Source organism: Streptomyces sp. NPDC020845, assembly GCF_044334165.1.
In the GTDB taxonomy this organism is placed as follows: Bacteria; Actinomycetota; Actinomycetes; order Streptomycetales; family Streptomycetaceae; genus Streptomyces.
The window spans coordinates 161771-182207 of record NZ_JBIRSJ010000002.1 but is presented as its reverse complement, the minus strand read 5'-3'; the positions used below and the strand labels follow the sequence as shown (position 1 = coordinate 182207).

At 70.5% G+C, this 20437-nt stretch carries 18 protein-coding genes; 10 read left to right on the top strand and 8 right to left on the bottom strand.

Features of this window, described 5'->3' with window-relative positions:
* Positions 1–7 precede the first annotated feature (7 nt).
* Positions 8–1660: a glucose-6-phosphate isomerase gene (gene pgi / locus ACH4U7_RS04750; RefSeq protein WP_398526592.1), complete on the top strand. Its 1653-nt coding sequence runs from the start codon at positions 8–10 to the stop codon at positions 1658–1660.
* Between the two features lie 73 nt (positions 1661–1733).
* Here pgi and pgl read toward each other — a convergent pair whose 3' ends face one another.
* The 5 genes from pgl to tkt are packed head-to-tail and all read right to left on the bottom strand — an operon-like array spanning position 1734 to position 8452.
* Positions 1734–2474, bottom strand: coding sequence for a 6-phosphogluconolactonase (gene pgl, locus ACH4U7_RS04745; protein ID WP_398526992.1), 741 nt, complete (start codon positions 2472–2474; stop codon positions 1734–1736).
* A 38-nt stretch (positions 2475–2512) separates the two neighbouring features.
* Complete coding sequence (opcA, locus tag ACH4U7_RS04740; protein ID WP_398526591.1) at positions 2513–3634, bottom strand: glucose-6-phosphate dehydrogenase assembly protein OpcA; 1122 nt, start codon at positions 3632–3634, stop codon at positions 2513–2515.
* The gene (zwf, locus tag ACH4U7_RS04735) at positions 3631–5166 is read right to left on the bottom strand and encodes a glucose-6-phosphate dehydrogenase (protein ID WP_398526590.1); all 1536 of its coding nucleotides are present in this window, start codon (positions 5164–5166) and stop codon (positions 3631–3633) included. Before zwf ends, opcA begins: the two co-directional genes overlap by 4 nt.
* Before the next feature lie 6 nt (positions 5167–5172).
* Positions 5173–6315, bottom strand: coding sequence for a transaldolase (gene tal, locus ACH4U7_RS04730; protein WP_398526589.1), 1143 nt, complete (start codon positions 6313–6315; stop codon positions 5173–5175).
* 43 nt (positions 6316–6358) lie between these two features.
* Positions 6359–8452 carry a transketolase gene (tkt, locus tag ACH4U7_RS04725; RefSeq protein ID WP_398526588.1) on the bottom strand — a complete coding sequence of 698 codons (2094 nt, stop codon included), beginning with the start codon at positions 8450–8452 and terminating at the stop codon, positions 6359–6361.
* Between the two features lie 374 nt (positions 8453–8826).
* Between tkt and ACH4U7_RS04720 the strand changes: the two genes are divergently transcribed.
* The 3 genes from ACH4U7_RS04720 (at position 8827) to ACH4U7_RS04710 (ending at position 11582) form a co-directional block, all read left to right on the top strand.
* Entirely contained in the window at positions 8827–9684 is an 858-nt protein-coding gene (locus tag ACH4U7_RS04720; RefSeq protein WP_398526587.1) for a heme o synthase, read from the top strand.
* Between the two features lie 24 nt (positions 9685–9708).
* Positions 9709–10104 (top strand): hypothetical protein, encoded by a 396-nt coding sequence (locus tag ACH4U7_RS04715; protein WP_398526586.1) that lies wholly within the window; start codon positions 9709–9711, stop codon positions 10102–10104.
* A gap of 284 nt (positions 10105–10388) precedes the next feature.
* Positions 10389–11582 carry an amidohydrolase gene (locus ACH4U7_RS04710; RefSeq protein WP_398526585.1) on the top strand — a complete coding sequence of 398 codons (1194 nt, stop codon included), beginning with the start codon at positions 10389–10391 and terminating at the stop codon, positions 11580–11582.
* Here ACH4U7_RS04710 and ACH4U7_RS04705 read toward each other — a convergent pair.
* The 3 genes from ACH4U7_RS04705 to ACH4U7_RS04695 all read right to left on the bottom strand — a co-directional run bounded on the left by ACH4U7_RS04705 (position 11546) and on the right by ACH4U7_RS04695 (position 14334).
* Complete coding sequence (locus ACH4U7_RS04705) at positions 11546–12535, bottom strand: heme A synthase (RefSeq protein WP_398526584.1); 990 nt, start codon at positions 12533–12535, stop codon at positions 11546–11548. The two genes, ACH4U7_RS04710 and ACH4U7_RS04705, sit on opposite strands and share 37 nt — an antisense overlap.
* Before the next feature lie 102 nt (positions 12536–12637).
* Positions 12638–13411, bottom strand: coding sequence for an ABC transporter permease (locus ACH4U7_RS04700; RefSeq protein WP_398526583.1), 774 nt, complete (start codon positions 13409–13411; stop codon positions 12638–12640).
* Positions 13408–14334 (bottom strand): ABC transporter ATP-binding protein, encoded by a 927-nt coding sequence (locus ACH4U7_RS04695; protein WP_398526582.1) that lies wholly within the window; start codon positions 14332–14334, stop codon positions 13408–13410. Before ACH4U7_RS04695 ends, ACH4U7_RS04700 begins: the two co-directional genes overlap by 4 nt.
* A gap of 196 nt (positions 14335–14530) precedes the next feature.
* Here ACH4U7_RS04695 and ACH4U7_RS04690 point away from each other — a divergent pair, with 196 nt between their 5' ends.
* The 6 genes from ACH4U7_RS04690 to ACH4U7_RS04665 all read left to right on the top strand — a co-directional run bounded on the left by ACH4U7_RS04690 (position 14531) and on the right by ACH4U7_RS04665 (position 20430).
* On the top strand, positions 14531–15343 hold the full coding sequence (locus ACH4U7_RS04690) for a helix-turn-helix transcriptional regulator (RefSeq protein ID WP_398526581.1): 813 nt from the start codon (positions 14531–14533) through the stop codon (positions 15341–15343).
* On the top strand, positions 15340–16761 hold the full coding sequence (gene sufB / locus ACH4U7_RS04685; protein ID WP_398526580.1) for a Fe-S cluster assembly protein SufB: 1422 nt from the start codon (positions 15340–15342) through the stop codon (positions 16759–16761). The genes ACH4U7_RS04690 and sufB overlap by 4 nt, the downstream gene beginning before the upstream one ends.
* An 84-nt stretch (positions 16762–16845) precedes the next feature.
* Complete coding sequence (gene sufD, locus ACH4U7_RS04680) at positions 16846–18018, top strand: Fe-S cluster assembly protein SufD (RefSeq protein WP_398526579.1); 1173 nt, start codon at positions 16846–16848, stop codon at positions 18016–18018.
* Complete coding sequence (locus ACH4U7_RS04675; RefSeq protein ID WP_014180620.1) at positions 18015–18338, top strand: bifunctional 3-phenylpropionate/cinnamic acid dioxygenase ferredoxin subunit; 324 nt, start codon at positions 18015–18017, stop codon at positions 18336–18338. Before sufD ends, ACH4U7_RS04675 begins: the two co-directional genes overlap by 4 nt.
* A gap of 7 nt (positions 18339–18345) precedes the next feature.
* Positions 18346–19113 (top strand): Fe-S cluster assembly ATPase SufC, encoded by a 768-nt coding sequence (gene sufC / locus ACH4U7_RS04670; RefSeq protein WP_089511311.1) that lies wholly within the window; start codon positions 18346–18348, stop codon positions 19111–19113.
* Between the two features lie 60 nt (positions 19114–19173).
* Entirely contained in the window at positions 19174–20430 is a 1257-nt protein-coding gene (locus tag ACH4U7_RS04665; RefSeq protein ID WP_398526578.1) for a cysteine desulfurase, read from the top strand.
* The last annotated feature ends 7 nt before the right edge of the window (positions 20431–20437 follow it).

Below are 20437 nucleotides of genomic sequence, written 5' to 3'. Positions count from 1 at the left end.
TTCCGAGATGAACGCAGATGGCCGCAGCAGGCTCGACCAGCTGCCGGAGTGGAACGCACTGGCCGCACACCGCCAGGAGCTGGGTGATGCGCAGCTGCGCGAGCTGTTCGCCCAGGACCCCGAGCGCGCGGAGCGGTTCACCGTTCAGGTCGGCGACCTTCACCTGGACTACTCCAAGCACCTGGTGACCGACGAGACCCTGCGCCTGCTGCGGGAGCTGGCCCAGGCGACCGGGGTGGCCGAGCTGCGGGACGCCATGTTCCGGGGCGAGAAGATCAACACCACCGAGGACCGGTCGGTGCTCCATATCGCCCTGCGCGCGCCCCACTCCGCGGTCATCGAGGCCGACGGCAAGGACGTCATCCCCGAAGTGCACGCGGTGCTCACCAAGATGGGCCCGTTCGTCGACCGGATCCACTCGGGGGAGTGGACCGGCCACACCGGCAAGCGCATCAAGAACATCGTCAACATCGGCATCGGCGGCTCCGACCTGGGCCCGGCGATGGCCTTCGAGGCGCTGCGCGCCTACACCCACCGCGAGTTGGAGTTCCGCTTCGTCTCCAATGTCGACGGGGCGGATCTGCATGAGGCGCTGCGCGGGCTCGACCCGGCCGAGACGCTGTTCATCGTCGCCTCCAAGACCTTCACCACCATCGAGACCATCACCAACGCCACCTCCGCCCGCCGCTGGCTGCTGAGGGGGCTCGAGGCGGGCCAGGAGGCGGTCGCCAAGCACTTCGTGGCGCTGTCGACCAACGCGGAGAAAGTCGCCGAGTTCGGTATCAACACCGACAACATGTTCGAGTTCTGGGACTGGGTCGGCGGGCGCTACTCCTTCGACTCGGCCATCGGCCTGTCCCTGATGATCGCCATCGGCCAGGAGCACTTCCGCGAGATGCTGGCCGGCTTCCACCTCGTCGACGAGCACTTCCGCTGCGCCCCGCCCGAGGAGAACGCGCCGTTGCTGCTCGGGCTGCTGGGCATCTGGTACGGGCAGTTCTTCGACGCGCAGGCGCATGCGGTGCTGCCGTACAGCCACTATCTGTCGAAGTTCACCGCGTATCTGCAGCAGCTGGACATGGAGTCCAACGGCAAGTCGGTGGACCGCGAGGGCAATCCGGTCGACTGGCAGACCGGCCCGGTGGTCTGGGGCACCCCCGGCACCAACGGTCAGCACGCCTACTACCAGCTGCTCCACCAGGGCACCAAGATGATCCCGGCCGATCTGATCGGCTTCGCCAACCCGGTGGCCGACCTGTCCCCGATCCTCGCCGGCCACCATGACCTGCTGATGGCCAACCTCTTCGCCCAGGGCCAGGCGCTGGCGTTCGGCAAGACGGCGGAGGAGGTGGCCGCCGAGGGGGTGGCGCCGGAGCTGGTGCCGCACAAGACCTTCCCCGGCAACCGCCCCACGACCACGATCCTGGCCGCCGAGCTGACTCCTTCGGTGCTCGGCCAGCTGATCGCGCTCTACGAGCACAAGGTGTTCGTCCAGGGCGCCGTCTGGAACATCGACTCGTTCGACCAGTGGGGGGTCGAGCTCGGCAAGGTCCTCGCCAAGCGCGTCGAGCCCGCCCTCACCGAGGGCGCCGAGGTGCCGGGGCTCGACGCCTCCACGGCGCGGCTGGTCGCCACGTACCGCTCGCTGCGCGGTCGCTGAGGCCCCATAAGACGCCGGACGGGCCGACTGGGTTTCCGCCCAGTCGGCCCGTCCGGCTGTGTCTCGCGCCCCGTCAGGGCGACGCCGGGGGATACAGCTCGCGCGGCAGCCCCGACGCGGCGGCCCGGTCCAGCAGCCACAGCGTGCGGCGGCGGCCGTACGCGCCCGCGGCCGGGGCCTGGATCTCCCCGGCCCCCGACAGCGCGATCGTCACCGCCTTGGCCTTGTCCTCGCCCGCCGCCAGCAGCCAGACCTCCTGCGCCGCGCGGATCGCGGGCAGGGTCAGAGAGACCCGGGTGGGCGGGGGCTTGGGCGCACCGCGCACCGCCACCACCGTCCGCTCGGCCTCCCGTACGGCGGGCAGCTCCGGGAAGAGCGAGGCCACATGGGTGTCCGGGCCGACGCCCAGCAGCAGCACGTCGAAGGACGGCACCGCGCCGTGGTTCTCCGGCCGCGCGGCCCGGTCCAGCTCCTCGGCGTACGCCTCCGCGGCGGCCTCCACCTCGCTGCCCCACGGGCCGTCGGAGGCCGGCATCGGGTGTACCCGGGCCGGGTCCAGACCCACCGCGTCCAGCAGTGCCTCCCGCGCCTGGGTGACATTGCGGTCCGGGTGGCCCTCCGGCAGGAACCGCTCGTCGCCCCACCACAGATCGAGCCGCGACCAGTCCACGGCGTCCCGGGCGGGCGCCTCGGCGAGCGCGGCCAGCAGGCCGTTGCCATTGCGCCCGCCGGTCAGCACGACCGAGGCCGAGCCGCGGGCGGACTGGGCGTCCACGATCTTTGTGATCAGCCGGGCCGCCGCGGCCTGTGCCATCAGTTCCTTGTCGCGGTGGACCACGACCTGCGCAGCAGTCACGACGCCGCCTTGCCGACCGTGCCGCCCGTCCCCGCGTCACCGGCGCCGCCGGCCGGATGCGCCGGGGCCCCGGCCGCCTTGTGCGCAGGCTCCGGACGGGCCCCGCCACCGGCCTTACCGCTACTCCCGCTCGCAGCAGCGCCGCCCGCGGCACCGGCCCGCGCCGCGGGCTGTTCGGCCGCGCCGCTGATGCCCTTGCCGAGCCTGCTCACCCCGAACTTCACCGCCGAGGCGTACATCTCGTCCGGGTCCAGACGCCGCAGCTCCTCCGCGATCAGCTCCGACTTGTCCCGCCGCTGCAGTGCGACATGCCGGTCCGGCTGCCCCGGCATCGCCAGTTCGGCCAGCGATCCGTTCGCCCGGTCCAGGCAGATCGTGCCGTCGGCCGTCTCCAGCCGCACCGCGGTCAGCCCCGGGCCCTCCGAGACCTGTCGCTGCACCGGGACCCGCAGCCGCTCAGCCAGCCACAGGGCCAGCAGCTCGCCGCTGGGGTTGTACGCCTCACCCTCGACCACCGCGGAGGTGATCGCCGAGTGCTTCTGGTCGAGCGCCGCGGCCAGCACACTGCGCCACGGCGTGACGCGGGTCCAGGCCAGGTCGGTGTCGCCCGGGGTGTACGTCCTGGCCCGCAGCGCGAGCGTGGCCACCGGGTCCTCGGTGGCCTGGGCGTCGGTGATCCGGCGGGCGGCCAGCCGGCCCAGCAGGTCCTCGCTGGGGTGCTCCGGCGCGTCGTCCGGCCACCACAGCACCACCGGGGCGTCCGGCAGCAGCAGCGGCAGCACCACCGACTGGGCGTGGCCCGCGAGCTCGCCGTGCAGCCGCAGCAGCACCGTCTCGCCGGTGCCGCTCTCGCCGGCGATCCGCACCTCCGCGTCCAGCCGGGCCGTCTTGCGGTCGCGCGGCGAGCGCCCTGGCCGCTTGATGACGACCAGGATGCGCGAGGGATGTTCCTTGGACGCCTCGCTCGCGGCCTTCAGCGCGTCGTAGTGGTTTCCCTCGTCGGTGACGATGACAAGGGTGAGCACCATGCCCACGGCCGGTATCCCCGCCGCCCTCCGCGCCTGCACCAGAGCAGCGTTGATCTGGCTGGACGTGGTGTCGGTGAGATCGATGTTCATGGCCGACGCCAGCTCCGTCCGTCTCGTGCGAGCATCTCGTCCGCCGCCTTCGGCCCCCAGGTGCCCGCCGTGTACTGCTCGGGCTTGCCGTGCCCGTCCCAGTAGGCCTCGACGGGGTCGAGGATCCGCCAGGACTCCTCCACCTCCTGGTGACGGGGGAAGAGGTTGGCGTCGCCGAGCAGGACGTCGAGCAGCAGCCGCTCATAGGCCTCGGGGCTGGACTCGGTGAAGGACTCGCCGTAGGCGAAGTCCATCGTCACGTCCCGGATCTCCATGGAGGTGCCGGGCACCTTGGAGCCGAACCTGATGGTGATGCCCTCGTCCGGCTGCACCCGGATGACCAGGGCGTTCTCCCCGAGCTCCTGGGTGTCGGTGGCGTCGAAGGGAGAGTGCGGGGCGCGCTGGAAGACCACCGCGATCTCGGTCACCCGCCGCCCGAGCCGCTTGCCCGCGCGCAGGTAGAAGGGGACGCCCGCCCAGCGGCGGTTGTCGATCTCCAGCTTGATCGCGGCATAGGTGTCGGTCTTGGAGTCGGGGTCGATGCCCTCCTCCTCCAGATAGCCCAGCACCTCTTCGCCGCCCTGCCAGCCATGGGCGTACTGGCCGCGCACGGTGTGCTTGCCCAGCTCCCTCGGCAGCTTGACGGCCTTGAGCGCCTTGAGCTTCTCGGTGACCAGCGCGGTGGCGTCGAAGGAGGAGGGCTCCTCCATGGCGGTCAGCGCGAGGAGCTGCAGCAGGTGGTTCTGGATGACGTCGCGCGCGGCGCCGATGCCGTCGTAGTAGCCGGCCCGGCCGCCGATGCCGATGTCCTCGGCCATGGTGATCTGTACGTGGTCGACGTACGACCGGTTCCACAGCGGCTCGAACATGGTGTTGGCGAAGCGCAGCGCCAGGATGTTCTGGACCGTCTCCTTGCCCAGGTAGTGGTCGATCCGGAAGACGTCGCTCGGCCGGAAGACCTCGTGGACGACCTGGTTGAGCTCCTGGGCGCTGGTCAGGTCGTGGCCGAAGGGCTTCTCGATGACGGCGCGCCGCCAGGAGTCACCGGGCCCGGAGGACAGGCCGTGCTTCTTGAGCTGCTGGACGACGGAGGGGAAGAACTTCGGCGGGACCGACAGATAGAAGGCGAAGTTGCCCCCCGTGCCGCGCGCCTTGTCCAGCTCGTCGACCGTCTCCCGCAGCTTCTCGAATGCCTCGTCGTCGGAGAACTCGCCGGGCACGAAGCGGAAGCCCTCGGCGAGCTGCTGCCAGACCTCCTCGCGGAAGGGGGTCCTGGCGTGTTCCTTGACCGCCTCGTGCACGACCTGGGCGAAGTCCTCGTTCTCCCAGTCGCGGCGGGCGAAGCCGACGAGCGAGAAGCCCGGCGGCAGCAGGCCGCGATTGGCCAGGTCGTAGACGGCCGGCATCAGCTTCTTGCGGGACAAGTCGCCCGTGACGCCGAAGATGACCAGGCCGGACGGCCCCGCGATGCGCGGAAGCCGCCGGTCCCGGGGGTCACGCAGCGGATTGGCTCCGCTCGTGGAAAGTGACAAGGTCTCTCACGCCTCCGAAGGAGCGAGGCGGCCCAGCTCCGCCTCAGTGGACTTCAGCAGGTCGTTCCAGGACGTCTCGAACTTCTCGACGCCCTCGTCCTCGAGGAGCTGTACAACGTCATCGTACGAGATTCCGACCCCGGCGAGCGCGTCAAGCTCGGCCCTGGCCTGCTCGTATGTACCGTGCACCGTGTCACCGGTGATCTGGCCGTGGTCGGCGACGGCCTCCAGGGTGGCCTCCGGCATGGTGTTGACCGTGCCCGGGGCGACCAGGTCGTCCACGTAGAGGGTGTCCTTGTAGGCCGGGTCCTTGACGCCGGTGGAGGCCCACAGCGGACGCTGCTTGTTGGCGTTGGCCCGGTCCAGGGCGGCCCAGCGCTCCGACGGCGGCGTCGACTTGTCGTGCGAGCCGAACACCTCCTCGTACGCCTGGTAGGCGAGGCGGGCGTTGGCCAGCGCGGCCTTGCCGCGCAGCGCCTTGGCCTCGTCGGTGCCCAGCTTGTCGAGGCGCTTGTCGATCTCGGTGTCCACGCGGGACACGAAGAAGGACGCCACGGAGTGGATCTTCTGCAGGTCGAGCCCCGCGGCCTTGGCCTTCTCCAGACCGGCCAGGAAGGCGTCCATGACCTCGCGGTAGCGCTCCAGCGAGAAGATCAGCGTGACGTTGACGCTGATGCCGAGCCCGATCACCTCGGTGATCGCGGGCAGGCCCGCCCTGGTGGCCGGGATCTTGATGAAGGTGTTGGGCCGGTCCACCAGCCAGGCCAGCTGCTTGGCCTCGGCGATGGTGGCCGCCGTGTTGTGCGCCAGGCGCGGGTCCACCTCGATGGAGACCCGGCCGTCCTGGCCGCCGGTCGCGTCGTAGACCGGGCGCAGGATGTCGGCGGCGTCCCGGACGTCCGCCGTGGTGATCATGCGAACGGCCTCGTCGACGGTGACCTTGCGGGTGGCGAGATCGGCCACCTGCTGCTGGTAGCCGTCAGCGCCGGCGATCGCCTTCTGGAAGATCGACGGGTTGGTGGTCACGCCCACCACATGGCTCTCGTCGATCAGCTCGGCGAGGTTGCCGGATGTGATGCGCTTGCGCGAAAGGTCGTCGAGCCAGACCGCGACGCCTGCGTCGGCCAGCCGCTTGAGTGCGTCTGTCATCGGGTTGCATCTCCTACTCGTCGCTACAAGGTCGTATACGGCGTCAGCGCCCGGCGGTCTCAAGCGACTCGCGGGCGGCGGCGGCGACGGCGTCCGCGGTCAGGCCGAACTCCCGGTAGAGCACCTTGTAGTCGGCGGAGGCGCCGAAGTGCTCGAGGGAGACGATGCGGCCGGCCTCGCCCACAAAGCGGTGCCAGGTCAGGCCGATGCCCGCCTCGACCGCCACCCGGGCCTTCACCGACGGCGGCAGCACGCTGTCCCGGTACGCCTGGTCCTGCTCCTCGAACCACTCGACCGAGGGCATCGAGACCACGCGGGTCGGGATCCCGGCGGTCTGCAGCTGCTCGCGCGCCTCGACGGCGAGCTGCACCTCGGACCCGGTGCCGATGAGGATCACCTGCGGGGCAGCGCTCTGCCCTTCGGGCCCTTCGGCCTCCGCCAGGACGTAGCCGCCCTTGGCCGCGTCCTCATTGGGCTCGTACGTCGGCACGTTCTGCCGGGTCAGCGCGATGCCGTGCGGGGCCGGCCTGTCGCTGTGGCGGCGGGTGATCTCACGCCAGGCGATGGCGGTCTCGTTGGCGTCGGCCGGGCGGACGATGTTCAGGCCCGGGATGGCGCGCAGCACGGACAGGTGCTCGACCGGCTGGTGGGTCGGGCCGTCCTCGCCCAGGCCGATGGAGTCGTGCGTCCACACATAGGTGACGGGGAGCTTCATCAGCGCGGCGAGCCGGACGGCGGGGCGCATGTAGTCGGAGAAGACCAGGAAGGTGCCGCCGTAGATACGGGTGTTGCCGTGCAGCGCCACACCGTTCATGGTCGAGCCCATGGCGTGCTCGCGGATACCGAAGTGCACCGTGCGGCCGTACGGGTCGGCCTCGGGAAGCGGGTTGTCCTTGGGGAGGAAGGACGAGGACGCGTCAATGGTGGTGTTGTTCGAGCCCGCGAGGTCGGCGGAGCCGCCCCACAGCTCGGGGAGCACCCCGCCGAGCGCCTTGAGGACCTGGCCGGAGGCCTTACGGGTGGCCACGTCCTTGCCCGGCTCGAAGACCGGGATCGCCTTGTCCCAGCCCTCGGGCAGCTCACCGGCGGAGATCCGGTCGAACTCGGCGGCGCGCTCGGGGTTGTTGTTCCGCCAGTCCTGGAGCTTCTTGTCCCAGGCGGCGCGGGCCTCGCGGCCGCGGTCGGCCAGGGAGCGGGTGTGGGCGATGACCGCTTCCTCGACCTCGAAGTCCTTCTCGGGGTCGAAGCCCATGACGCGCTTGGTCGCGGCGACCTCGTCGGCGCCGAGCGCCGAGCCGTGGGCGGCCTCGGTGTTCTGCGCGTTCGGCGCGGGCCAGGCGATGATGGTGCGCGCGGCGATGATCGAGGGGCGCTCGGTCTCGGCCTGCGCCGCCTTGAGCGCCGCGTACAGCGCGTGGATGTCGAAGTCGCCGTTCTCCGCCTGCTCGATGCGCTGGACGTGCCAGCCGTACGCCTCGTAGCGCTTCAGCACATCCTCGGAGAAGGCGGTCGCGGTGTCGCCCTCGATCGAGATGTGGTTGTCGTCGTACAGCGCGATCAGATTGCCGAGCTTCTGGTGGCCGGCCAGCGAGGAGGCCTCCGCGGAGATGCCCTCCTCCAGGTCGCCGTCGGAGACGATCGCCCAGATGGTGTGGTCGAAGGGGGAGGTGCCCTCGGGCGCCTCCGGGTCGAACAGACCGCGCTCGTAACGGGCGGCCATCGCCATGCCGACCGCGTTGGCGATGCCCTGGCCCAGTGGGCCGGTGGTGGTCTCGACACCGACCGTGTGACCGTGCTCCGGGTGGCCCGGGGTCAGCGAGCCCCAGGTGCGGAACGACTTCAGGTCCTCCAGCTCCAGGCCGAACCCGCCCAGGTACAGCTGGACGTAGAGGGTCAGCGAGGTGTGGCCGGGGGAGAGCACGAACCGGTCGCGGCCCACCCATCCGGCGTCGGAGGGGTCATGCCGCATCAGCTTCTGGAAGAACAGATACGCGGCGGGGGCCAGGCTCATCGCGGTGCCGGGGTGGCCGTTGCCGACCTTCTGCACGGCATCCGCGGCCAGGACACGCGCCGTGTCCACGGCACGCTGGTCCATATCGGTCCACTCGAGGTCTGTGGTAGTCGGCTTCGTGCTCACCCTGAGTCAGGGCTCCTCTCCACAATGTCCATACCCGGCGACGATGCGCACACCGGCGTTGTCGAGCCTACCCCTGGAAGAACGCTCATCTTTTCGAGCGAGTACCCGACATCCCGCGAACGAATGCCGGAGATGCGGCATTCCCCCGAGGGCCGTGAGCTCGGCGAACACGAGCCGACCCCGGCGACGGGCGGCGTATCCGCAACGTCTAGAGTGGCGTGGTACGCGCAAGTCTTTACCGGCTCTTCATGTCCGGTGCTTGCTGGTTCTTGCTTCTACCAGGGGTGTGCGTGACGGCCGTCGATTCCCGTCCTGCGGGGGTGCTCGATACGAGCCGGAGCCACCGGCCGCTCGGTGCCCGCGTCAAGGCTTTCGTGGCACTGACCAAGCCGCGTGTCATCGAGCTGCTGCTGATGACGACGGTGCCGGTGATGTTCCTGGCCGCCGAGGGCGTCCCGGATCTATGGCTGGTGCTCGCCACCTGCGTCGGCGGCTATCTGTCGGCCGGCGGCGCGGGCGCGTTCAATATGTATTACGACCGCGACATCGACGCGCTCATGGACCGCACCTCGCAGCGTCCACTGGTGACCGGGATGGTCTCGCCGGCCGAGTGCCTGGTCTTCGCCTTCGCGCTCGCGATCGGGTCGACGGCCTGGTTCTGGTTCCTGGTCAATCCGCTGTCCGCGATTTTGTCGCTCGGCGCGTTGGTTTTCTACGTCGTCGTCTACACGATGTGGCTCAAACGGCGTACCGCGCAGAACATCGTGTGGGGCGGCATCGCCGGCTGTATGCCGGTGTTCATCGGCTGGTCCGCCGTCACCAATTCGGTCTCCTGGGCCGCGCTGATTCTGTTCCTTGTCATCTTCTTCTGGACGCCGCCGCACTACTGGCCCCTGTCCATGAAGGTGAAGGAGGACTATGCGCGCGTGGGCGTGCCGATGATGCCCGTGGTCGCGGGCAACAAGGCGGTCGCCCGGCAGATCGTCCTCTACAGCTGGGTCATGGTCATCGTCTCGCTGCTGCTCTGGCCGCTCGGTTACACCGGCTGGTTCTACCCCGCGGTGGCCGCGGTGCTGGGCGCGTTCTGGCTCAAGGAGGCGCACGGGCTCCAGGCGCGCGCCAAGGCCGGGATCACGGGGGCTCGGCTCAAGGAGATGCGGCTGTTCCACTGGTCCATCACCTATGCCTCGCTGCTGTTCGCCGCCGTCGCCGTGGACCCCTTCCTGCGCTGATTACCAGCCGGTAGCATCGGCCTCATGGGAGACACCACGCAGATGGCCCCGGAAGGCCCGTCGGACGAGTCCGCATCGGGCAAGTCCGCGTCGAGCAAGTCCGCATCGGCCAAGGCCGAGAAGCGGGCCAAGCGGCTCGCGCATCAGATGACGGCCTTCGCGCAGTCCCACGGCGGCAGCGCCGAGGGCCAGCTCGCCCACATCGGCCGCGGCACCGTCCGCGTCGCCCTCGTCGGCGCCAACGGCGACTGGGGCAACCTGGTCGCCCCGTCCTACGAGACCGCCCGCCGCGCCGCGGAGACCGCGGGGATCACCCTGCACGACGACTTCGACGGCGAACTCGCCGCGAAGGTCCGCACCGGCCCGTACGAGTGGACCCGCATGGCCGGCATCCAACTCGGCGGCCCGAGCAACGCGTAGCCCGCGCCGCGGCGGCTTTTGCTCCCCACCCCGCCCCTTCCCGAACCAGGGGGACCCCTGGACCCCGACCGGGGCCCGCCCCTCGTCCCCTGCCCCAGCCTCGAGCTTTGCCCCGGCAAGGGACGCGGATTGCCGCCCCGATCCCCTCCAGGGGCTGGGCCGCGCCCTGTCCCACCCATCCTCGCGCCGGCCAAGGGGCGCCCTTGCCGAGCGAGGCCGGGGCGGGCCAGGCTCGGGACGGGCCCGGCGACACCTCATAACCGTTTCGCCCGTTAAGCCCTTCGATGCCCGACGGCGAGGAGGCGGCGGCGATGGACGAGGCGACGGGCACTTCGGCCGACCCGGCCCCCTCCCACGCCGCCAGTGAGTCCGTTCCGGACACGGCGGCCGTTCCGGAGACGGCGGACAGACCCTCCGCCTGGGCGAGAGCGCTGCCGCCGCTGATCGACCAGCACAGCCACGGCGCCCTCCACGGCGAGCTCGGCCTCGGCTCCTTCGAAGCCCATCTCGCCGCCGCCGCGGGCTCCCGCACCGCCGCCCCGGCGGGCACCACCTTCTTCGACAGCTGGACCGGTCTGGCCGTACGCCGCTGGTGCCCACCGCTGCTCGGCCTGGAGGCCCACTGCGCCCCCGTCCGCTATCTCGCCCGCCGCCGCGAGCTGGGCGCCTACCGCGCCGGGCGGCTGCTGTTGCGCGGCGCGGGCATCGGCGCCTTCCTGCTGGAGTCGGGGGCACCGGGCGAGCTCACCTCGGCCGACGAGCTGGCCGCGGCCGCGGACGGCCCGGTCCACGAGGTCATCCGCCTGGAGCCGCTGGCCGAAGAGGTCGCGGACACCTCGGGCTCGGTCGACTCGTTCATCGGCAACACCGCGGAGGCCCTGTACGCCGCGGCCCAGCACGTCACCGCCTTTGCCGTGGGCGTCACCTTCTGCGACGAGACCCCGCCGGACCCCCGAGAGGTGCGGCGGGCGGCGGACCGCTGGCTCGGCGGGCGCACCCCGCGCGCCCGCCCCGCCGATCCGGCGCTGCTCCAGCATCTGCTGTGGAGCGCCGTCGCGACCGGACTGCCCGTACAGCTGCACTGCGCCGACCCACAGCCGCTCGCGGGCTTTCTGCGCGCCACCGCGGGCGCCGGGACCGACCTGGTGCTGCTGCCCTGCCGGCCGCACCACCGCCGCGCGGCCCAGCTGGCCGCCGCCTTCGCGCACGTATACGCGGACGCGGGGCCCCGGCCGGGGGAGACCCTTGGCGAGGCGCCGTTCGGCAAGCTGCTGTTCTCGACCGGGGCACGGGCGCTGCCCGAGCTGTATGTGACCGGCGCCCGGCTGTTCGTACGCGCCATGGCGCGGCTGGCGGCCGAGTGGGTCGCCGATGGCTTCTGCACCCGGCCCGAGGCGCGGCGCATCGCCGCGCTCGTCGCGGCCGGAACCGCGCGCCGGGTCTACCGGCTGGACGCGGCGGCCTCGGCCACGGGCTGAGCGGCGGGCGCGGGGGCGGCGACCGGCGCGGGGAGTTCGGCCCGCTCGCGCTGGGAGAGCAGGACTCGCTGCACCGCGATCCACACGAGGCACGAGCCGAACATGTGGACGCCGACGACGATCTCCGGCAGGTGCGTGAAGTACTGGACGTAGCCGATCACGCCCTGGAGGAGCAGCACGGCGAGGAGTTCGAGGACACGCCGGCGCGGCGCCGCCGGGGCCTTCACGGCGCGCAGGGTGAACCACAGGGCGGCGGTGAGGCCCAGCACGATGTAGACGAAGTCCACGTGCAACTGGGTGATCTCCTGCCAGTCCAGGGGGATGCGGTGCACCTTCTGGGCGTCTCCCGCGTGCGGCCCGGCCCCGGTGACCACGGTGCCGATCACGATCAGCGCGCCGGTCGCGCCGACCAGCAGCCAGGACAGCTGGCGCACCGGCCGGGCGACGAGGTCGCGGGGCCCGGCGTCGCCCTCGCGCGCCCGCCACCAGGTCAGCACGGCGACCGTGAGCAGCGCCGTGGACAGCAGGAAGTGCGAGCTGACGATGTACGGGTTGAGCCCGGTGAGCACCGTGATCCCGCCGACGACGGCGTTGCCCATGACAATCCAGAACTGGGCCCAGCCGAGCTTGGTGAGGGAGCGGCGCATCGGCGTACGGGCCCGGGCCGCGATGATCAACAGGCCGACGACCGCGCACAGCACATACGTCAGCATGCGGTTGCCGAACTCGATGACGCCGTTGATGCCCATCGCGTGGGTGGGCGTCAGGCTGTCCTCCGTGCAGGTCGGCCAGGTCGGGCAGCCGAGCCCGGACTGGGTGAGCCGGACCGCTCCGCCCGTCACGACGATGACCACAGCCATCACCACGGCGGCGAGCGCGGCGCGCTCCACGAACCGCGCGGACGGCTGCCAGCGGCGGGCGATCTGCTCAAGGGGGTTCAGCGAAGAGGGCACGTCGCCCATCGTATGCGGGCGCTTGTGCAGCAATTCACGAGGGGGGTGTGGGGGAGTCGGCTCCCCCGTGAAGGCGCGGCACGAGGGGGTCCCGCGTCCCATCTACTCCCAGCGGAACCAGCGCGCCGCCGCCCCCAGCCCCAGCACCGCCCACACCGCCAGGATCCCCAGGTCGCCCCACGGCACCCCCGCCCCGTCCTGCAGTACGTCCCGCAGCCCGTCCGAAAGGGCCGAGATCGGCAGCAGCTGCAGCACACCGCGCACCGCGTCCGGGAACTTGTCCAGCGACACGATCACCCCGCCGCCGACGAGCAGCAGCAGGAAGACGAGGTTGGCCGCCGCGAGGGTCGCCTCGGCCTTGAGGGTGCCCGCCATCAGCAGGCCGAGGCCGGAGAACGCGGCCGTGCCGAGGAGCAGCAGCAGCGCGACGGTGAGCGGGTTGCCGTGCGGGGACCAGCCGAGGGCGAGGGCGATCACAGTCAGCAGCGCGATCTGCAGCACCTCGGTGACCAGCACGGAGCAGGTCTTGGCGGTCATCAGGGCCCAGCGCGGCAGCGGCGAGGCGCCGAGCCGCTTGAGGACGCCGTACCGCCGCTCGAAGCCGGTCGCGATGGCCTGTCCGGTGAAGGCCGTGGACAGTACGGCGAGCGCCAGGACGCCGGGGGCGAGGAAGTCCACGGTCTTGCCGTCCGAGCCCGTGTCGACGATGTCGACGCTGCTGAACAGCACCAGCAGCAGGGACGGGATGATCACGGTCAGCAGCAGCTGCTCGCCGTTGCGCAGCAGCATCCGGGTCTCCAGGGCGGCCTGGGCGCGGATCATGCGCGGCAGCGGGGCCGGGCCCGGCTGTGGGGTGAAGGTTCCCGGGGCGGTCACGCGCGCAGCTCCTTGCCGGTCAGCTCGAGGAAGACGTCCTCCAGGGTGTGCCGCTCGACCGAGATCCGGTCCGGCATGACGCCGTTCTGGGCGCACCAGGAGGCGACGGTGGCCAGCAGCTGCGGGTCGATCTTGCCGGTGACGCGGTACGAGCCGGGGGTCAGCTCGTCGGCCGTGGAGTCGGCGGGCAGGGCCTTGAGCAGCGAGGCCAGGTCGAGCGCGGGGCGGCCGCTGAAGCGCAGCGTGTTCTCGGCTCCGCCGCGGCACAGCTGCTCCGGGCTGCCCTGGGCGATGACCTTGCCGCCGTCGACGATCGCGACGTCGTCGGCGAGCTCTTCGGCCTCGTCCATATAGTGCGTGGTCAGCACGACGGTCACGCCGTCCCGGCGCAGATCGCGGACCAGGTCCCAGGTGGCGCGCCGGGCCTGCGGGTCGAGGCCGGCGGTGGGCTCGTCGAGGAAGACCAGTTCGGGGCGGCCGACGACGGCCATGGCGAGCGCCAGGCGCTGCTGCTGGCCGCCGGAGAGCCGGCGGTAGGTCGTACGGCCGCAGGAGCCGAGGCCGAGCCGTTCTATGAGGTGGTCGACGTCGAGGGGGTGGGCGTACAGGCCCGCGGTGTGGCGCAGCATCTCTTCTGCGCGCGCCCCGGAGTAAACCCCTCCGGACTGCAGCATCACGCCGATCCGGGGGCGTAGCGCGGCAGCCTGGGTGACGGGGTCGAGGCCGAGGACGCGGACCGTGCCGGCGTCCGGCCGCCGGTATCCCTCGCAGGTCTCGACAGTGGTCGTTTTGCCTGCCCCGTTGGGGCCGAGCACGGCGGTCACGGTGGACCGCGCGATGGACAGGTCGAGCCCGTCCACGGCGGTCTTCGAGCCGTATCGCTTGACGAGGCCGAGGATGTCGACCGCGGGCTCTTCTCGCATGCCCGGCAGTCTACGAATCACCCGGGGGGAGCTGGCGGGCAGGGCGGGGACGGACCTTGTTCGCGCAGGCAGGCCCGGGCCTCTTTCCGCAGGCAGGCCGGGCATCGCGGTTAGGTGTGCCTTAGTGACGCAATCCACCGGACCGCCGCCGGGACCTCGCTTGTACCTCCCCGGGGAATTACGCAACAATGGCGTTGTGAAATACGCGAGCGAAGCTCCGGCGGGACGCGCGGTCGAGGCGGCCGCGCGATCTGCCGTGCCCGTGCCCGCGCCCGATGAGCAGCACGGCACCCGTAACAAGGTCGCCCGCTCCATCCTCGACCATGGCCCGTCCACCGCGGCCGAGCTCGCCCTGCGGCTCGAGCTGACCCAGGCGGCCGTGCGCCGCCACCTCGACACCCTCGTCGCCGACGGCGTCGTCGAGCCCCGCGAGAAGAGGGTGTACGGGGCGCGGAGCCGCGGCCGCCCGGCCAAGGTCTTCGCGCTCACCGACTGCGGGCGCGACGCCTTCGACCAGGCGTACGACGAGCTGGCCGTGGACGCCCTGCGCTGGATCGAGCAGAGCGCCGGCGGTGGCGAGGCGGGCCGGGCCGCGGTCGCCGCGTTCGCGCGCGCCAGGCTCGCCGCCCAGGCCGTGGCGTACCGCCAGGCCATCGAGGCCGCGGAACCCGACAGCCGCGCCCAAGCCCTTGCCCGCGCACTGTCCGCGGACGGGTACGCTGCTACGGCGCGCAGCGCACCGGTCGGCGAGCAGCTCTGCCAGCACCACTGCCCGGTCGCCCATGCGGCCGAGCGGTATCCGCAGCTGTGCGAGGCGGAGACCGAGGCCTTCTCCCAGCTCCTCGGGACTCATGTGCAGCGTCTGGCCACCATCGCCCATGGCGACGGGGTGTGCACGACCTACATCCCCGGGACCAGCCAGGCCGAGAAGGCCGCCCCCAGCAAGACCCCCAGCAAGACCAAGATCACCACAGCATCTGCCAGCACGGCCGGGAGGAACCCCGAATGACTCTCCCCACGGAGACTGCTCACCCCGAGCTCGAGGGGCTGGGCAACTACGAGTACGGCTGGGCCGACTCCGATGCGGCCGGTGCCTCGGCCAAACGCGGCCTCTCCGAGGATGTCGTGCGCGACATCTCGGCGAAGAAGTCCGAGCCTGAGTGGATGCTGAAGCTCCGGCTGAAGGGCCTCAAGCTCTTCGAGAAGAAGCCCATGCCCACCTGGGGCTCGGACCTCTCCGGTATCGACTTCGACAACATCAAGTACTTCGTGCGCTCGACGGAGCAGCAGGCCGCCTCCTGGGAAGAGCTGCCCGAGGACATCAAGAACACGTACGACAAGCTGGGCATCCCGGAGGCCGAGAAGCAGCGCCTCGTCGCGGGTGTCGCCGCGCAGTACGAGTCCGAGGTCGTCTACCACAAGATCCGTGAGGACCTTGAGGAGCAGGGCGTCATCTTCCTGGACACCGACACCGGCCTCAAGGAGCACCCGGAGCTCTTCCAGGAGTACTTCGGCTCGGTGATCCCGGTCGGCGACAACAAGTTCGCCTCGCTGAACTCGGCGGTGTGGTCCGGCGGCTCGTTCATCTACGTGCCGAAGGGCGTGCACGTGGAGATCCCGCTCCAGGCCTACTTCCGGATCAACACGGAGAACATGGGCCAGTTCGAGCGGACGCTGATCATCGTCGACGAGGATGCGTACGTCCACTACGTCGAGGGCTGCACCGCGCCGATCTACAAGTCGGACTCGCTGCACTCCGCGGTGGTCGAGATCATCGTCAAGAAGGGCGCCCGCTGCCGCTACACGACCATCCAGAACTGGTCGAACAACGTGTACAACCTGGTCACCAAGCGCGCCGTGGCCTACGAGGGCGCGACCATGGAGTGGGTCGACGGCAACATCGGCTCCAAGGTGACCATGAAGTACCCGGCCGTCTATCTGATGGGTGAGCACGCCAAGGGCGAGACCCTGTCCATCGCCTTCGCGGGCGAGGGCCAGCACCAGGACGCCGGCGCCAAGATGGTCCACATGGCGCCCCGCACCTCGTCCAACATCGTCTCCAAGTCGGTGGCGCGCGGCGGCGGCCGCACCTCCTACCGCGGTCTGATCGAGATCGGCGAGGGCGCCGAGGGCTCCAAGTCCAATGTGCTGTGCGACGCGCTGCTGGTCGACACCATCTCCCGCTCGGACACCTACCCCTATGTGGACGTCCGCGAGGACGATGTGTCCATGGGCCACGAGGCGACCGTCTCCAAGGTCAGCGACGACCAGCTCTTCTACCTGATGAGCCGCGGCCTGTCCGAGGACGAGGCCATGGCGATGATCGTGCGCGGCTTCGTCGAGCCCATCGCGCGCGAACTCCCCATGGAGTACGCGCTTGAGCTCAACCGGCTGATCGAGCTGCAGATGGAAGGCGCGGTCGGCTGACGCCGGACCCTTCCCCGATACCCGCGGCGGCCGTCCTGAGGGAGGGCCGAGGTACGTCACCAGAAAGCGAGCTGTACAGCTGCCATGGCTGCTGAAACCATTCCGGCCGGATCCACCACGGACGGTGCCATCCAGGTGGGCCAGCCCACCGATGCGAGGGTCGGCGCCATCGCGTCGTACGACGTGGCCGACTTCCCGGTGCCGCATGGCCGTGAGGAGGACTGGCGGTTCACTCCGCTGGAGCGGCTGCGCGGTCTGCACGACGGCACCGCCGAGGCCACCGGCGGTGTGCGGGTCGAGGTGAGCGCCCCCGAGGGCGTCACCGTCGAGACCGTGGACCGTACGGACCCGCGCCTGGGCAAGGCCGGCAAGCCGGTCGACCGGGTCGCGGCGCAGGCGTACAGCTCCTTCGAGAAGGCCTCGGTGGTCTCCGTCGCCAAGGAGACCGTGCTCACCGAGCCCGTGCGGATCTCCGTGCACGGCGAGGGCGGCACCGCCTACGGCCACCAGGTCGTGGAGGTCGGCGCCTTCGCCGAGGCCGTCGTGGTCATCGACCACACCGGTGACGCGACCCTCGCGGCCAACGTCGAGTTCCTGGTCGGCGACGGCGCCAAGCTCACCGTCGTCTCGATCCAGGACTGGGACGACACCGCCGTCCACGCCGCGCAGCACACCGCGCTGGTCGGCCGCGACGCCACGTTCAAGTCCGTGGTCGTCACCTTCGGCGGCGACCTGGTGCGCCTCCACCCGCGCGTCATCTACGGCGCCCCGGGCGGTGAGGCCGAGCTCTACGGCCTGTACTTCACCGACAACGGCCAGCACCAGGAGCACCGGCTCTTCATCGACCACGACACCCCGCACTGCCGGAGCAACGTGGCCTACAAGGGCGCGCTCCAGGGCAAGGACGCCCACGCGGTCTGGATCGGCGATGTGCTGATCCGCGCCGCGGCCGAGGGCACCGACACCTACGAGCTCAACCGCAACCTCGTGCTGACCGACGGCGCGCGCGTCGACTCGGTGCCGAACCTGGAGATCGAGACCGGCGAGATCGTCGGCGCCGGCCACGCCAGCGCGACCGGCCGCTTCGAGGACGAGCAGCTGTTCTACCTGATGGCGCGCGGCATCCCGGCCGACGAGGCCCGCCGTCTTGTCGTCCGCGGCTTCTTCGCCGAGCTCGTCCAGCAGATCGGCATCCCCGAGCTGGAGGAGCGCCTGATCGCCAAGATCGAGGCCGAGCTGGAGGCGTCCGTCGCATGAGCCAGACCTTTGTACGCGCCTGCGCGCTGAGCGAGCTGGAAGACGACACCCCCAAGCGGGTGGAGCTCGACGGCGTACCCGTGTCGCTCGTGCGCACCGAGGGCGAGGTCTTCGCGATCAACGACATCTGTTCGCATGCGAACGTCTCGCTGTCCGAGGGCGAGGTGGAGGACTGCCAGATCGAGTGCTGGCTGCACGGCTCCAGCTTCGACCTGCGCACCGGCAAGCCGTCCGGCCTCCCCGCGACGCGCCCCGTCCCCGTATACCCCGTAAAGATCGAAGGGGACGACGTGCTCGTCTCCGTCACCCAGGAGTCCTGAGGCCCCCATGGCAACGCTTGAGATCCACGACCTGCACGTCTCCGTCGAGGCCGAAGGCGGCCCCCGCGAGATCCTGCGCGGTGTCGACCTGACCGTGAAGCAGGGCGAGACCCACGCCATCATGGGCCCCAACGGCTCCGGCAAGTCCACGCTGGCGTATTCGCTCGCCGGTCACCCCAAGTACCAGGTCACCGGCGGCACGGTGACGCTGGACGGCGAGGACGTGCTGGCCATGTCCGTCGACGAGCGGGCCCGCGCGGGCGTCTTCCTCGCCATGCAGTACCCGGTGGAGGTCCCCGGGGTCTCCGTCTCCAACTTCCTGCGCACCTCGGCCACCGCCATCCGCGGTGAGGCGCCGAAGCTGCGCACCTGGGTGAAGGAGGTCAAGGAGGCCATGGAGCGCCTTTCGATCGACCCCGCCTTCGCCGAGCGCAACGTCAACGAGGGCTTCTCCGGCGGTGAGAAGAAGCGCCACGAGATCCTCCAGCTCGAGCTGCTGAAGCCCCGCATCGCGATCCTCGACGAGACGGACTCCGGTCTGGACGTCGACGCGCTGCGCGTGGTCTCCGAGGGCGTCAACCGCGTTCGCGAGACCGGTGAGGTCGGCACCCTGCTGATCACCCACTACACGCGCATCCTGCGCTACATCAAGCCCGACTACGTCCATGTCTTCGCGGCGGGCCGGATCGCCGAGTCCGGCGGCGCGGAGCTCGCGGACAAGCTGGAGGAAGAGGGCTACGAGGCTTATGTGAAGGGCGGCGCGACGAGTGAGTGACGACGACAGGGGCCGTTTCGGCGGCGAGGCATTCGGCGACGTGTACGGAGGCGCAGGGACATGACACAGCTGCCGGGCCTCCTCGACACCGAGGCGATCCGCAAGGACTTCCCGATCCTGGACCGGCTGGTCCACGACGGCAAGAAGCTCGTGTACCTGGACAACGCGGCGACGTCGCAGACGCCGCGTCAGGTGCTCGACGTACTCAGCGAGTACTACGAGGTGCACAACGCCAATGTGCACCGCGGAGTGCATGTGCTCGCCGAGGAGGCCACGGCGCTGTACGAAGGCGCCCGGGACAAGGTGGCCGCCTTCATCAACGCGCCGAGCCGGGACGAGGTGATCTTCACCAAGAACGCCTCGGAATCGCTCAACCTCGTCGCCAACATGCTGGGTTGGGCCGATGAGCCCTACCGCGTGGACAGCGACACCGAGATCGTCATCACGGAGATGGAGCACCACTCCAACATCGTCCCCTGGCAGCTGCTCTCGCAGCGCACGGGCGCGAAGCTGAAGTGGTTCGGCCTCACCGACGACGGCCGGCTCGACCTGTCGAACATAGAGGAGATCATCACCGAGAAGACCAAGGTCGTCTCGTTCGTGCTGGTCTCCAACATCCTGGGCACGGTCAACCCGGTCGAGGCGATCGTCCGCCGCGCACAGCAGGTCGGCGCCCTCGTCGTCATCGACGCCTCGCAGGCCGCCCCTCATATGACGATGGATGTGCAGGCGCTGCAGGCCGACTTCGTGGCCTTCACCGGCCACAAGATGTGCGGCCCGACGGGCATCGGCGTGCTGTGGGGCCGTCAGGAGCTGCTGGAGGACCTGCCGCCGTTCCTCGGCGGCGGCGAGATGATCGAGACCGTCTCGATGCACTCCTCCACCTACGCCCCGGCCCCCCACAAGTTCGAGGCGGGTACGCCCCCGATCGCCCAGGCCGTCGGCCTCGGCGCGGCCGTGGACTATCTGACCTCGATCGGCATGGACAACATCGCCCGCCATGAGCACGCGGTCACCGAGTACGCGGTGCGCAGGCTCCTGGAGGTCCCCGATCTGCGCATCATCGGCCCGACCACGGCCGAGGACCGCGGCGCCGCGATCTCCTTCACGCTCGGCGACATCCACCCCCACGACGTGGGTCAGGTGCTCGACGAGCAGGGCATCGCGGTCCGGGTCGGCCACCACTGCGCCCGGCCCGTCTGCCTCAGGTACGGAATTCCCGCGACCACGCGAGCGTCGTTCTATCTGTACTCCACCCCGGCCGAGGTCGACGCCTTGGTCGAGGGCCTGGAGCACGTTCGGAACTTCTTCGGGTAGGGGCGTG

Excerpts from the sequence above, each read along its gene's own strand:
- pgi (WP_398526592.1), top strand. The coding sequence starts at position 8 with ATGAACGCAGATGGCCGCAGCAGGCTCGACCAGCTGCCGGAGTGGAAC.
- pgl (WP_398526992.1), bottom strand. The coding sequence starts at position 2,474 with ATGGCACAGGCCGCGGCGGCCCGGCTGATCACAAAGATCGTGGACGCC.
- opcA (WP_398526591.1), bottom strand. The coding sequence starts at position 3,634 with ATGAACATCGATCTCACCGACACCACGTCCAGCCAGATCAACGCTGCT.
- tal (WP_398526589.1), bottom strand. The coding sequence starts at position 6,315 with ATGACAGACGCACTCAAGCGGCTGGCCGACGCAGGCGTCGCGGTCTGG.
- ACH4U7_RS04715 (WP_398526586.1), top strand. The coding sequence starts at position 9,709 with ATGGGAGACACCACGCAGATGGCCCCGGAAGGCCCGTCGGACGAGTCC.
- ACH4U7_RS04710 (WP_398526585.1), top strand. The coding sequence starts at position 10,389 with ATGCCCGACGGCGAGGAGGCGGCGGCGATGGACGAGGCGACGGGCACT.
- ACH4U7_RS04695 (WP_398526582.1), bottom strand. The coding sequence starts at position 14,334 with ATGCGAGAAGAGCCCGCGGTCGACATCCTCGGCCTCGTCAAGCGATAC.
- sufB (WP_398526580.1), top strand. The coding sequence starts at position 15,340 with ATGACTCTCCCCACGGAGACTGCTCACCCCGAGCTCGAGGGGCTGGGC.
- sufD (WP_398526579.1), top strand. The coding sequence starts at position 16,846 with ATGGCTGCTGAAACCATTCCGGCCGGATCCACCACGGACGGTGCCATC.
- ACH4U7_RS04675 (WP_014180620.1), top strand. The coding sequence starts at position 18,015 with ATGAGCCAGACCTTTGTACGCGCCTGCGCGCTGAGCGAGCTGGAAGAC.
- sufC (WP_089511311.1), top strand. The coding sequence starts at position 18,346 with ATGGCAACGCTTGAGATCCACGACCTGCACGTCTCCGTCGAGGCCGAA.
- ACH4U7_RS04665 (WP_398526578.1), top strand. The coding sequence starts at position 19,174 with ATGACACAGCTGCCGGGCCTCCTCGACACCGAGGCGATCCGCAAGGAC.